The following is a 12,884-nucleotide window of genomic DNA, read 5'->3' on the forward strand; positions in this document are numbered from 1 at the left end:
GGCGACGCTCAGCGCGCCGTCAGCTGGCCATCGCCTTGACGGACGCCGGCTTGAAGCCGTTTCTCAGTTCGAGGATCTTGGCTGCGATTTCGGTCACCGGGACCGGATGACTGAACAGGAAGCCCTGCGCCTCGTTGCAGCCTTCGGCCCGCATATGATCCAGCTGCTCGACGGTCTCGATGCCCTCCGCGATCGTGGTCATGCCGAGGCTTCTGCCGAGGCTGATGACGGCGCGGACGATCGATTTCGATCCATGCGTCGCGGTCGCGTCGCGCACGAAGGATTTGTCGATCTTGAGCTTGTCGAAGGGGAAGCTGCGCAGATAGCTCAGCGAGGAATAGCCGGTGCCGAAATCATCCAGCGCGATGCGCACTCCCTGCGCCTTCAGCTTGTGCAGCGTTGCAAGCGTCTCGTTGCTGTTCGCGAGGAACACGGACTCGGTGATTTCGAGCTCCAGCCGGCGCGGCGACAATTTTGACGTCGCGAGCGCGCCGATGACGACGTCGATGAAGTCGGCATCGCGAAACTGGACCGCGGAGACGTTGACCGCGAGCTTCATCTCGCTGGGCCAGGTCGTCGCCTGTTCGCAGGCGCGATTGAGCACCCATTCTCCCAGCGGGCCGATCAGACCGATCTCTTCCGCGATCGGGATGAACTGGTCCGGCGGCACCAGCCCGCGCTTGGGGTGATGCCAGCGCAGCAACGCCTCGAAGCCGCAGATGCGGTCGAGATGGAGATCGTAGAGCGGCTGGTAGAACAACGAGAACTCGTCCTTGACCATCGCCTCGCGAAGGTCGAGCTCGATGGCCCGACGCCGCTGCAGGCTGGCGTCCATCGCAGGCTCGAAGAAGCGCCAGGTGCCGCGGCCTTCCATCTTGGCGCGGTACAAGGCGACGTCGGCGTTCTTCAGCAGCTTCTCGCCGGTGGTGCCGTCGCCCGGCGACATCGAGATGCCGACGCTGCATCCGACGATGACGCGATGCCCGTTCAGCTCGTACGGCGCGCCCACGCATTCCACGATGCGGCGCGCGAGGCGTTCGGCCTCGTCTCCGCCCTGGACGCCACACTGGATGACCGCGAACTCGTCGCCGCCCAAACGCGCGACGGTGTCGACCTCACGGACGCAGGCGTTGAGCCGGTCCGCGACTGCGCACAGCAGTTCGTCGCCGACCGGATGCCCGAGCGTGTCATTGACCTGCTTGAAATTATCGAGATCGAGACAGAACACCGCGAAGCCGAGTCCGCGGCCGACCTGCGCAACCGCCAGCTCGATCCGCTCGGCCAGCAACGTCCGGTTCGGCAGCTTGGTCAGGGCATCGTGCCGGGCCATGAACGCGATCTGCGATTCCGCCCGTTGCTGTTCGGTGACGTCCTCGCAGGTGACGAGCCAGCCGTCATCGGATGTCGGCCGTTGCGCGATCGCAATGATCCGTCCATCGCTGAGATGCTGCAGATAGTTGCCGTCGTGCTGAGCCATCGACCGCTCGCGCTCCGCCAGCAGGTCGGTGACGGTCCGCTCCCCGTGATTGCCCGCGGCGATGCTCAGGTCGAGCACCTCCTCCATGGTCATTCCGGGAACGACAAGCTCCGGCGATATATCGAAGATCTCACAGAACCGGCGGTTGGCGACCTGCAGCCGCGCCTCGCTGTTGTAGAGGCACAGCCCTTGCGACATGTGCGTGAGCGCCGCGTCGAGCCGCAGATTGGTTTCATGCAGCTCGGCCTTCTGCTGCTTCAGCGCGGAGATGTCGCTGTAGACGAGGACGACGCCGCCCTCCTGCGTCTCGCTGCGGCTGACGCGCAGCCAGCGTCCATCCGCAAGCTGCGCCTCGCTCGCAAAGCCATCGATGTCACCATCGGCGGGGGCCAAGCTCGCGGCATCGAGCCGGTCCGACTGCAGAAGCTGCGGCGAGAGACGGATGAATTCACTCGCGCGCGAGTTGGCCAGCGCGACCTGGCCATCCGCGTCGAGCAGCACGACGCCCTCACGCGACGTTTCGAGCGCATCGGAAAGCCGTGCCTGCGCGGAGCGGCGTTGCGATACTTCTTGATTGACCATTCGCCGAATGTTGTCGCGCATCGTTTCCATGGCGGTCAGAAGCGTGCCGAGCTCGTCGGTCCCGCCCTTGGGGATGGTCGCGTCGAGGTCGCCGCCGGCGATGCTTCGCGCGGCCCGCGATGCGATCGCGACCGGTCCGATAATGCGGCGCGCCAGCAGCCACGAAAACAGCGCCGACAGAAACAGCGCGACGGTCAGCCCGGCCACGTTGAGCTGCAGGTCCCGCTTGATGGTCGAGAGCGCCTTTTGCCGGAACAGGAAGCCATCGCCGGCCGTATAATTGACCAGCAGCTCGACCTGCTGGCTGACGATCTTGGAGTAGCGATCGACATCGCCGACCGTCGCACCCGGTGCGCGCGGATCGGCCGCCGTGCTGCCCTCCGTGGACGATCCGATCGCGCGCCGGTGCAGCGCCATCCAGGCGTCGGCGGCTTCCTGAACCTTGGCGGCGGCTTGCGCGGCGCGCGAGGATTGCGACCGATCGGCAGCAATCGCCAGGTCTTCCGAGAGCGTCTTTGCGAGCTTTTCAATCTGGCCATCGAGATTGGCCCGGATCTCCGGATCCGTGGTCAGCAGGCGTTGCGACGAGGCGACCCGCATCGTGGCGAAATCCGCACCGGCCGCGCGCGCATAGTTGATCGACATCAGGGATTCGTCGAAGGTCTTGGCCACCAGATCGCCGGCATGGCGGATGCCGAGGATGGAGTACCCGCCGAGGGCGACCGCAACGGCGCTCATCGCAAGGCAAAAAATCAGAATCTGGCTGCGGATCGACCCCTTGGTCAGGGCAAGACGCGAAAGGCGGCCGGTTGCGAACCGAAAGGCCGCACCGCTCTTTACCTTGAGGTTGCCAAATAGGCTGTCCATGCCCGCGTTTCGCCGTAGTGCTCGATACTCAAGCTACGCAGAAAGGCGCAGCACTGCGGAAAATAACTGTCTGCTCAAAATTGCTTTAGTAGTGACTGGAACTCATGCTGAAATCGTTAAGATCAGCTGGCGATAATCACCCTTACAGGTGGTCCGGGAGCCACATTTGCAGCCCGGGATAGCCGATATTTGGTGTTCGAGGTTCAGCGGGGGTCTCATGCAGTCAGGCTTGTTGCGCGCCTTGCGCCTGGGCCAGTTCGGCCGCGTGCCGTTTGCGGCGGCGATCGTCACTGGAGCGCTTATTGGAGCAGCTTTGGGCGCAGCCCCTTATGTCATTTCGCAGAAGGATCGTGAATTCAAACCCGCGCAGATCTCGATCAAGCGGGGTGAGGTTTTACGGTTCGTTAACGATGACGGCGAACTGCTGCATCACGCTTATTTGAGCACCGATACGTTCAGCTTCGACTCGGGCGACCAGCAGCCGGGCAGCAAGTTCGACGTCACCTTCTCGGTGCCCGGCGACTACACCGTGCTGTGCGGCATTCATCCGAAGATGAAGCTCGCCGTCCACGTCGCCAAATAGCCCCACAGGGGCGGCGATCTACAGGACCGACGTCTTGAAGATCGCGGCGTGGCCGAAATAATAGACGAACAAGGTCACCGACAGCGCGGCACAGAGTGCGACCGGGGCGAGCCACGGCGCACGACGGTCGCGCGACAACACCTTGTTGTCGGCGACAATCGCAAGCAGGACAGCGATGATCGCCGAGTGTCCGATGGTGTCGATCTTGCCGAATTCGAAGCACGCGCTGATGAACATCCCCGTCAGCACGGTGGCGGCGCAGCGCCGGATCAGCGGCGTCCAGATCAAGGCAAAGGCAAGCGTGAATTCCACCATGCCGGCGGCGCGCATGTAGAACTCGTTGTCGAAGCCCAGCGTCATCGAGGAATGCTCGATCAGCAGCGGGAAGCTCCACTCCGGATAGGCCCATTTTTCGACCGAGGCCCACATCAACGTCACCGCGGCGGCGTAGCGCATCACGTCGATCGGCCGGACTCCGAACAAATCCTTGTTCAGCCCAACCAGTGCAAAATAGGCGGCAACACCGAGAAAGATCGGGTAATCGGCGAGGTGAAAGAGACCGTAGTCGCGCACACCGATCCCGAACAGGACCAGCATCCCCGCCGCCGACAGCGGCAGCGTGCGTCGTGACAGCATCCCGGCAGCGATCGCAAGCTGCAGCGCGCCGACGTACGGCGACGTCGTCTTCAACTCGGGCGTCAGCAGGATGCCGCCCACGGCCCAGATCGAGATGAAGAAGAAGGCGCACACGGCGCGCATCATCAATTCGGTGCGCAGCCGCAGTCCCTCGGTGACGCGGTCCATTACCCGGATCGTGGCGTCACCCAGCGAGGTGGGCTCGATCAGGCAACCCGCAAACAGCCAGAAGATGGCGACGCCGAGCAGCAGCTCGAAATCCAGGCAAAGGACATTCTCGAGTCCGCGGGGCTGACCGGCGACATCGTAGGCACAAAACCACTTGACATGTGCCTCGGCACTGCGCGCGGCTACGACACAAAAAAGAACCGCTGCAAGGCACGTGGCGAAAAAGGAGCGCACCGCCGAGACGGTATCTCGCGCCCATCCACTAAACATTGAACCAACCGCCCACACACTTAGGACTTGTTTAACTTATATCAAATTTTAAGCTTTGCGCCTGCCGGGACACCCCGTGGTTGCATTGTGGTTAATCGTGGCGGGCGAGCCCCCGGCCTGTCCCTTAGTGCAATCTTTACAGCCGGTTCCCTCAAATTTTAGCTAATTTCGGCACGGGAGCTCAATTCAACTGTCGTAGTGAAATCCGGACAAATCGGATCGGGAGGCCGGTACAGTGTTCGGAGCGTTGAGCGTCGTAAGTATCGGGGTGGGGTCGGCCCTCGCCTATGTGACAAGATCGTCCGCTGCGCGCGCAGCGACCCTCGAGACCTGCGCGGGCGCCTTCGTGATCGTGGGGCTCGGCCTCCTGGGCGCGGCGCTGCCGCACCTGTCCTGAACGAACCTCGTTCTGAAAATCGCGTTGAGCCGAGGTCAGCGCGGCAGTTTGGGCACACCTGCCACCGGCGGGGCCGTTGCGGTCAGGGTTTGCAGGAAGGCGATGAGGTCGTTCTTCTCGTCTGCCGTCAGGGACAGCGGCTTGATGTCGGGTGATCGGCTCGGCCGATCGATCCCACCCTTGTTGTAAAGCTCGATGACATCTTCCAGCGTTGCCACCGATCCGTCGTGCATGTAGGGCGCGCGGCGCGCGACGTCGCGCAATGTCGGCGTCTTGAACGCATATTTCAGCTTCGCCGAGGTCGGAAAGAAACGGCCGCGCCCGATGTCATGGCCCTTGGCGGTGCCGATATCCTGGAAGGATCCGTCGGAAAACGACGGGCCGCTGTGGCAAGCCGAGCAACGCGCCTTGCCGTTGAAAAGCTCAAAGCCGTGCTGGGCTGATTTGCTGATGGCGGTGTCGTCGCCCTTGATCCAACGGTCGAACGGAGCCTCGCCTGCAACGATGGAGCGCTCGAAGGTCGCCAACGACGCCTCGATCCTCGGCCGCGTGATCGCGCCGTCTCCGAATGCGTGGGCGAAGGCATCGACGTAGCCGGGGATCGCCGAAAGTCGCGCGATCAATTCCGGCTCGGTCATGTTCAGGTTGGCCGGACTGAGGATCGGCCCGAACGCAACGGATTCCAGATCCTTGAACTTGCCGTCCCATCCCAGCGGCTCGAAGAAGGCCACATCGATCAACGTCGGCGAGCGGATCGGCAGGCCCTTGGGATCCTCGCCGATGGCACGCGGAAGGCCATCGGCCCATGAAAGGGATGGCCTGTGGCAGCTCGCGCAGGAGTGCGTCTTTGACCTCGACAACAGCGGATCGAAGAACAGCAGCTGCCCAAGCGCGGATTTCGCCTCCGAATAGGGATTGCTGCTCGGGAACGGAACGACGTCCGGCCGCCGATAGCTGGCACGGATTGTCGCAGGGTCGCCGGGTGCCGCCGCCGGAGTCAGGGCAAGCGACAGTCCTACCGGCAAAACTGCCGCGAGCAAGGTCAGGCTGACCCAAAGCCTCATCGGGGTCCTCAGACGGTATCCTGCTCGGTATATGCCCAAGCATGTTCAACGAAGTTTTAACAATCGGTTGCGGTCTATTACTGATACCGGGCATTGGTCACGATGACGACGGCGCATGCTTTCGCGCGTGATTTCGATCAATCCGCGCGGCGGTCCGATCACACAACCTGAGGCAGCCGCTACTTCTTCACCGGGCGCAGCGGCGCGGAGAACTGCTCGGTGCGGTCGCGCTCGGTCATGTCGACGACGGTGTCCATCGGCGCGGTCAGTTCATAGACATAGGAGACGTCGGTGAAGTAGCGCTTCGCGGTGCCGCCGAGCGCCTCGGGCGCGACGCGGTCGAGTAGGATCAGGCCGAAATCACTGTCGGCTCGCCGCGTCGCCTGGCTGGTGTTGAACTCTTCCCAGCGGAAATGAAAGACCGAGTCCGGATCCTCGCCGACGACCTCCCAATTGGCGACGATGTGCGGGTGCTTGCCGACCAGCGACAGCCCTTCGTCGGAATGCGAGGCGAGCTCGAAGAACAGCAGCGACAGCGATTGGGCGGCGCGGGCGCTGACCGTGATGTCGGGACCGTTCACCGCGATCCGGTCGGCATGCGGGATCGCGCGCGATTCGAACAGGCCCTTCAGCTTGACGCCCTGCCACTGGCTCTCGCTGAGCAGCGTGACGACGTTCGACATCGCGTGGATGCGCCCGATCAAGAGCTCGCGCGCGACATCGATATCGGCGCCGTGCCGCAGCGTGCGGGTCACGATCGACTGGATCACCGCGAGGATGTTCTTGACGCGATGGTTGAGCTCGTCGATCACGGCGGTCAACCGGCGCTCGAAGCCGATGCGGACCTCGATCTCGCGGCTGAGCCGCAGATTGTTGTAGGCGACATAGCCGAACAGGCCGCAGACGATGCCGGTCAACGCGAGGCCGATCGCCGCGACGATGGTCGCGGTCTGCTGCGCACGCACCGTGGCGTTGCTCTTGGCGTAATAGTCGAGCGACCAGTCACGGCCGCCGAACGTCACCGTGCGCACCATCGACGGCAGCGGGCCATCCTGGCGCACCGCGCGCGAGGTGACGATGCCCTGCTCGTTGGCGGTGAACTCGTCGTTGGAGTCGCGCGGATCCTTCAGCGCCACCGCGAACAGCGAGCTGTCGTCGTTGGTCAGCATCAGCGACGACAGCTCGTAGGAGAAGGTGATGAAGCCCGCCGGCTCGGACGCGCCCTCCTGGAACACCGGCGCGGCGAGCACGACCCCGACCGGGCCGTTCTGCCGCAACAGCGGCACCGGATCGGAGGCCACCGGCTTGGCGTTGGCCATCGCCCGCGCCAGCATCGGGCCCACCACCGAATGGCGGTCGAAGGCGCGGCCCGGAATGCTCAAGGTCTCCGGATTGCGCGGCTCGACGTCCATCAGCACGTTGATCGGCTTGTCGAGCGCCTTGAGGTCGAGCGCCTGGTCGTCGAAATCCCGGATGGTCGGATTGGTGAAGCCGTTGGCCTTCAGCTCGGCCTCCGCCGCGGCCAGCTCGTCCGGCTTGAGCCGCGCGATCCAGGCGGCGACGACGAAATCCGTCTTGAAGGCGTAGATCGCCGAGCGCAGCGGCTGCAGCATGTTGGCCTTCACCATCGACGGCGCCCGGAACAGCCCCGAGGCGACCCGCGCCAGCAGCTCGCGCTCGGTCAGGCGGTCCTGCACCAGGCTGGCATGGACGTCGATCGCCCGCGCCAGCGCGATGCCGTCGATCGCGAGCTCCTGATCGTGCACCCGATAGGCGGCAAGACCGGAGAGCAGAACTCCGATCAGCGCAATCAAGGCAACGATGAAGCCCAGTCGAACCACACGCTTACTCGGCAATCAGGGGGTGGCGAAAGGGGACGGAAGTCATCTGGCTTCTGCAAGGGCGGCGACAAATCAGGATGCGATGAAGGCCCGCCGCAAAGGAATATGGAATAGCGATCATCGGTCCGCAACAGGAGCCGGTCGGCAACATTAACGACGACGCCACCCGGCGGTCTTTGGCGGCGCCAAAGGTTGCTAATCGGCAAAGTTGGAAATTGTTCCGGCGATTGCGCAGCTTTTTTGCGGCGAGGTGCGCGCCCCCTCTCATCGACCGTCACCCTGAGGAGCGCGGTACGCGCGTCTCGAAGGATGAACGGCCCGGCCGGTGGCCGTTCATCGTTCGAGGCTCGCTCTGCTCGCGCCTCGGGAAGACAGGATCGGCGCTAGTGGCCTGCCACAATGATTAACGCCTAACCGACCTAACCTGCCTTGACCTTGCCCTGCGACCGAAGGCCGCCCTTGGTCTCGATGAAGCTGATGATGCGATCGAGGCCGTCGCTCTTCTTCAGGTTGGTCATCACGAAGGGCCGCTCGCCGCGCATCCGCCTGGCGTCGGTGTCCATCTTCTCGAGTGACGCACCGACATGGGGTGCAAGATCGATCTTGTTGATCACCAGGAGGTCGGATCGCGTGATGCCGGGGCCGCCCTTGGAGGGGATCTTGTCGCCGGCGGCAACGTCGATGACGTAGATCGTCAGATCGGCCAATTCCGGCGAGAAGGTCGCCGCCAGATTGTCGCCGCCGGATTCGATCAGCACCAGATCGAGGTCGGGGAATTTTGCCCGCATGTCGGCGACCGCGGCGAGATTCATCGAAGCGTCCTCGCGGATCGCAGTATGCGGACAGCCGCCGGTCTCGACACCGGCGATGCGGTCCGGCGTCAGCGAGCCGGAGCGCACCAGAAACTCGGCATCCCATTTGGTGTAGATGTCGTTGGTGATCGCGGCGATGTCGTAGCGCTCGCGCATCGACTTGCAGAGCAGGTCCATCAGCGCGGTCTTGCCGGAGCCGACCGGACCGCCGACGCCGACACGAAGTGGGCCGTGGGAAGTGGGCATGTGACACGCTCTCCGTTATCGTCGTCCCGGCGAAAGCCGGGACCCATTACCACCGAATTGAATTGTTGCGCGAAGCTGGGGCCGCAGTCTTGCATAGCCACAGAGACCGGTGGTTATGGGTCCCGGCTTTCGCCGGGACGACGGTGAGACCATCATGACCGGAACAGCCTCGTGTATTGCGTCTCGTGACGCAGGCTTGCGAGATCGGCGCGAAAGGTCGCGCCGCCGAGATCGTCGAGCGAGGCCGCATCGGCCCGCGCCGCGGTCGCTGCCACGACCGGCTCGAGATCGGCCAGCACGCGCTGACTGTCGGTCTGCCCGAGCGGGATCAGCCGGCTGCCCGCGGAAATCCAGTTCGAGGTCACTGCATGCAGGAAGGCGTGCAGCGCCGGCGCAAGCCGAATGCCGTGTGCAGCGCTGACGATGCCGACCGCGACGGGGTAGACAACAGGGCCGTCGCAAGCCGCAATCATCGCATCGAGGCCGGGCGAATTCCACGCGGCACGGGCAATCTCGATGAAGGCGCGCCCCTGCGCCGTGGTCTCGAGCTGCCGCTCGCGCGACGGCACGAAGGCCGCGGCAAGTTCGGCGATCTCCTTCAGCCCGGCAGGATTATGCTCGGACGCCGCGCGAAAACTCTGCGCGAGAAACACGGCGTCGCAAAATCCGCTGCCGTCGGAAAGCATCGCGGCGAGCCAATAGCGCAGCGACGCGGCATCCGTGATGTCGCCGACCTCGACCGCCCATTCGATGCCACTGGAATAGGCGAACGCCCCCACCGGAAACGACGGCGACAGCCATGTCATCAGCCGGTACAGCGCGGCCGTCTCGTCCTCCGCCATCCCGCCGCGCATCGCGGCGGGATCAGGCTCATTTGTGGTCATGAGCATGGGAGTGGTCGTGGTGATGATGAGCATGCTCGCAATGCTCATCATGATGATGGTGGTGATCGTGGTCGGACCCATGATCATGGCCATGGTGGTGACCGTGATCATGCGCATGGTTGTGGGCATGATCGTGCCCGGTGTGACCATGCGCGCGCTCGTCGGCATGCGCATGCTCGGCGTAGGCGCCGCCCTCGGGATCGAACGGTGCATCGATCTCGATGACGCGGGCCCCTAACCCCTTCACCATCGCCTCGATCACGTGATCCCTGCGGATGCGCAATCCCTTCGGCATGATCTGGGTCGGCAGATGACGGTTGCCGAGATGCCAGGCGACCCGGATCAGATGATGCGGATCGCTGCCGCGGATTTCCGCCAGCGGCTCGGGAGCTGCGACCACCTCGACGAGACGGCCGTCCTCCAGCACCAGCGCATCGCCGCCGCGCAGCGCGACGGCGTTTTCGAGATCGAGCAGGAATTCGAGCCCGCGCGTCCCTGATATCACCATCCGCCGCCGGTGCCGGTCGTCGAAATCGAGTACGACAGTGTCGGCTGGCGCTTCCGTCCAGCGATGCTGTCCCAGGACCTTGGTGGCGCGGATCATCGATGCCTCAGAGCTTCTCGACCTTGGCGTCGCTGATGATCTCGATCACCGTCGGCCCGGTCTTCATGTTAGCGGAATATTCGCGCCATACCTTCATGTGCGGCGCCCTGGCATGGGCGTTGAGGTCCTCGCGGCTCGCCCAGCGCTCGACCACCACATAGAGGTTGGGATCGTTGACGCTGACATTGCCGTCGTAGGAGATGCAGCCCTTCTCCTTGCGGGTCTCGACCGTGCAGGCCTTGTGCCCCTTGATGAAGTCGTCCTTGTTCTCCGGCTTCATCGGCGTGGTGGCGATGACATAGATCATGGATTATCTCCCTTCTTTTTCTCGTTAACGGACGTCGACCTTCTCGGGCGTGATCACCTCGATCTTCGGCGGCGCGGCCATGCATTTCACCGCGACCCGGCCGAACGTCTTCATGTGCTCGGCGGTGCGATGCGGCACCAGGGCCTCCGCGTTCTCCCACTGCTCGACGAACACCATCTTGCTGTGGTCGGTGACGCTCTCATGCAGATCGTAGGCGATGTTGCCGGGCTCCTTGCGGGTTTCCTTGATGCAGGCCGTCGCCGCGGCGATGAATTCGGCGCGGGTCTCGGGCTTGATGGTCAGCGTAGCAACGACGTAAATCACGGAAATTCCTCCCGGTTTTCTCTTTTATCTCGAGTCTTGTTTCGACGCGCTTTCTTTCCGCGAACCGGAAATCCACTTCGCTCGAAAACGCTCTGGTTACCGGTTCTAGAACATAAAATAGCGCTGTGCCATGGGCAGCACCTCGGCCGGCGCGCAGGTCAGGAGCTCGCCGTCTGCGCGTACCTCATAGGTCTCGGGATCGACCTCGATCTCAGGCGTCGCGTCGTTGTGGATCATGCTCTTCTTCGAGATCTTGCCGCGGGTGTTCTGCACCGCGTAGAGCTTCTTGCTGATGCCGAGCTTGCGGGCGAGACCGCCGGTGACCGCGGCCTTCGAGGTGAACACCACCGAGGATGCAGTCAGCGATTTGCCGAAGGCCGCGAACATCGGCTGGTAATGCACCGGCTGCGGCGTCGGGATCGAGGCATTGGGATCGCCCATCGGCGCCGCCACGATCGAGCCGCCCTTGATGATGCAATCCGGCTTGACGCCGAAAAACGCCGGCGACCACAGCACGAGGTCGGCGAGCTTGCCCTTCTCCACTGAACCGATCAGCTTCGACACGCCGTGCGCGATCGCGGGGTTGATGGTGTATTTGGCGATGTAGCGCTTGACGCGGAAATTGTCGTTGTCGTTGCCCTTGTCCTGCGGCAGCGACCCGCGTTGCTTCTTCATCTTGTCGGCGGTCTGCCAGGTGCGGATGATGACCTCACCCAACCGGCCCATCGCCTGCGAGTCCGACGACATCATCGAGAGCGCGCCGAGGTCGTGCAGGATGTCCTCGGCAGCGATGGTCTCCTTGCGGATCCGGCTCTCGGCGAAGGCGAGGTCTTCGGCGATTGACGGATCGAGATGATGGCACACCATCAGCATGTCGAGATGCTCGTCGATGGTGTTGCGGGTGAACGGCCGGGTCGGATTGGTGGAGGACGGCAGCACGTTCTTCAGCCCGGCAATCTTGATGATATCCGGTGCGTGGCCGCCGCCGGCGCCTTCGGTGTGGAAGGCATGGATGGTGCGGCCCTTGAAAGCCTTCACCGTGTCCTCGACGAAGCCGGACTCGTTCAGCGTGTCCGAATGCAGCATCACCTGGACGTCGTAATCGTCGGCCACGGAAAGGCAAGTGTCGATCGCCGACGGCGTGGTGCCCCAGTCCTCGTGCAGCTTCAGCGCGCAGGCGCCCCCCTTGATCATCTCGACCAGCGCCGCCGGACGCGACGCGTTGCCCTTGCCGGAAATTCCGAGGTTGACCGGGAAGGCGTCGAACGCCTGGATCATCCGCCCCATATGCCACGGGCCGGGCGTGCAGGTGGTGGCGAAGGTGCCGTGCGAGGGGCCGGTGCCGCCGCCGAGCATCGAGGTGACGCCAGACATCAGCGCGTGCTCGATCTGCTGCGGGCAGATGAAATGGATGTGGCTATCGAAGCCGCCGGCGGTGAGGATCTTGCCCTCGCCGGCGATCACGTCGGTACCGGGACCGATGACGATGGTGACATTGGGCTGGATGTCCGGATTGCCGGCCTTGCCGATCGCGGCGATCATGCCCTCCTTGATCGCGACGTCGGCCTTGACGATGCCCCAGTGATCGACGATCAGTGCGTTGGTGATGACAGTATCGGCGGCGCCTTGCGCGTTGGTCACCTGCGACTGCCCCATGCCGTCGCGGATCACCTTGCCGCCGCCAAACTTCACCTCCTCGCCATAGGTGGTGAGATCCTTCTCGACCTCGATGATCAGATCGGTGTCGGCGAGCCGAACCCTGTCGCCAGTGGTCGGGCCGAACATGTCGGCATAGACGGAACGCTTGATCTTCACGGACATG

11 protein-coding genes are annotated in these 12,884 nt (G+C 63.6%); 1 reads left to right on the forward strand and 10 read right to left on the reverse strand.

The window, feature by feature from the left end; genetic code table 11:
- Positions 1-19 precede the first annotated feature (19 nt).
- Positions 20-2,926, reverse strand: a complete 2,907-nt coding sequence (locus ACVWY5_RS34875) for an EAL domain-containing protein (RefSeq protein ID WP_028334699.1) — start codon at positions 2,924-2,926, stop codon at positions 20-22.
- A 217-nt stretch (positions 2,927-3,143) separates the two neighbouring features.
- On the opposite strand from ACVWY5_RS34875, the gene ACVWY5_RS34880 reads away from it, so the two are divergent.
- A complete protein-coding gene (locus tag ACVWY5_RS34880; RefSeq protein WP_028334698.1) occupies positions 3,144-3,509 on the forward strand; it encodes a methylamine utilization protein in 366 nt (121 codons plus the stop codon).
- Between the two features lie 18 nt (positions 3,510-3,527).
- On the opposite strand, the gene ACVWY5_RS34885 is transcribed toward ACVWY5_RS34880, so the two are convergent.
- The 9 genes from ACVWY5_RS34885 to ureC form a co-directional block, all read right to left on the reverse strand.
- Positions 3,528-4,583: a hypothetical protein gene (locus ACVWY5_RS34885; protein WP_244482577.1), complete on the reverse strand. Its 1,056-nt coding sequence runs from the start codon at positions 4,581-4,583 to the stop codon at positions 3,528-3,530.
- Positions 4,584-5,015: 432 nt separating this feature from the next.
- Complete coding sequence (locus tag ACVWY5_RS34890) at positions 5,016-6,044, reverse strand: cytochrome-c peroxidase (RefSeq protein ID WP_050387211.1); 1,029 nt, start codon at positions 6,042-6,044, stop codon at positions 5,016-5,018.
- Positions 6,045-6,223: 179 nt separating this feature from the next.
- A complete protein-coding gene (locus tag ACVWY5_RS34895) occupies positions 6,224-7,885 on the reverse strand; it encodes an HWE histidine kinase domain-containing protein (protein WP_028334696.1) in 1,662 nt (553 codons plus the stop codon).
- Between the two features lie 419 nt (positions 7,886-8,304).
- Entirely contained in the window at positions 8,305-8,943 is a 639-nt protein-coding gene (gene ureG / locus ACVWY5_RS34900; protein WP_028334695.1) for an urease accessory protein UreG, read from the reverse strand.
- Between the two features lie 152 nt (positions 8,944-9,095).
- Positions 9,096-9,833 carry an urease accessory protein UreF gene (locus tag ACVWY5_RS34905; RefSeq protein ID WP_028334694.1) on the reverse strand — a complete coding sequence of 246 codons (738 nt, stop codon included), beginning with the start codon at positions 9,831-9,833 and terminating at the stop codon, positions 9,096-9,098.
- The gene (locus tag ACVWY5_RS34910; RefSeq protein WP_080667107.1) at positions 9,814-10,431 is read right to left on the reverse strand and encodes an urease accessory protein UreE; all 618 of its coding nucleotides are present in this window, start codon (positions 10,429-10,431) and stop codon (positions 9,814-9,816) included. The genes ACVWY5_RS34905 and ACVWY5_RS34910 overlap by 20 nt, the downstream gene beginning before the upstream one ends.
- Positions 10,432-10,438: 7 nt before the next feature.
- Positions 10,439-10,738 carry a putative quinol monooxygenase gene (locus ACVWY5_RS34915; protein WP_028334691.1) on the reverse strand — a complete coding sequence of 100 codons (300 nt, stop codon included), beginning with the start codon at positions 10,736-10,738 and terminating at the stop codon, positions 10,439-10,441.
- A gap of 24 nt (positions 10,739-10,762) precedes the next feature.
- A complete protein-coding gene (locus tag ACVWY5_RS34920; RefSeq protein ID WP_024581875.1) occupies positions 10,763-11,062 on the reverse strand; it encodes a putative quinol monooxygenase in 300 nt (99 codons plus the stop codon).
- 105 nt (positions 11,063-11,167) lie between these two features.
- Entirely contained in the window at positions 11,168-12,883 is a 1,716-nt protein-coding gene (gene ureC / locus ACVWY5_RS34925; protein WP_028334690.1) for an urease subunit alpha, read from the reverse strand.
- Position 12,884: the final 1 nt, after the last annotated feature.

The sequence above is a fragment of the Bradyrhizobium sp. USDA 3256 genome (assembly GCF_054058275.1).

Coding starts and splice junctions, on each gene's coding strand:
- ACVWY5_RS34875 (WP_028334699.1), bottom strand. CDS start 2,926: ATGGACAGCCTATTTGGCAACCTCAAGGTAAAGAGCGGTGCGGCCTTT.
- ACVWY5_RS34880 (WP_028334698.1), top strand. CDS start 3,144: ATGCAGTCAGGCTTGTTGCGCGCCTTGCGCCTGGGCCAGTTCGGCCGC.
- ACVWY5_RS34885 (WP_244482577.1), bottom strand. CDS start 4,583: ATGTTTAGTGGATGGGCGCGAGATACCGTCTCGGCGGTGCGCTCCTTT.
- ACVWY5_RS34890 (WP_050387211.1), bottom strand. CDS start 6,044: ATGAGGCTTTGGGTCAGCCTGACCTTGCTCGCGGCAGTTTTGCCGGTA.
- ureG (WP_028334695.1), bottom strand. CDS start 8,943: ATGCCCACTTCCCACGGCCCACTTCGTGTCGGCGTCGGCGGTCCGGTC.
- ACVWY5_RS34905 (WP_028334694.1), bottom strand. CDS start 9,833: ATGCTCATGACCACAAATGAGCCTGATCCCGCCGCGATGCGCGGCGGG.
- ACVWY5_RS34910 (WP_080667107.1), bottom strand. CDS start 10,431: ATGATCCGCGCCACCAAGGTCCTGGGACAGCATCGCTGGACGGAAGCG.
- ACVWY5_RS34915 (WP_028334691.1), bottom strand. CDS start 10,738: ATGATCTATGTCATCGCCACCACGCCGATGAAGCCGGAGAACAAGGAC.
- ureC (WP_028334690.1), bottom strand. CDS start 12,883: ATGTCCGTGAAGATCAAGCGTTCCGTCTATGCCGACATGTTCGGCCCG.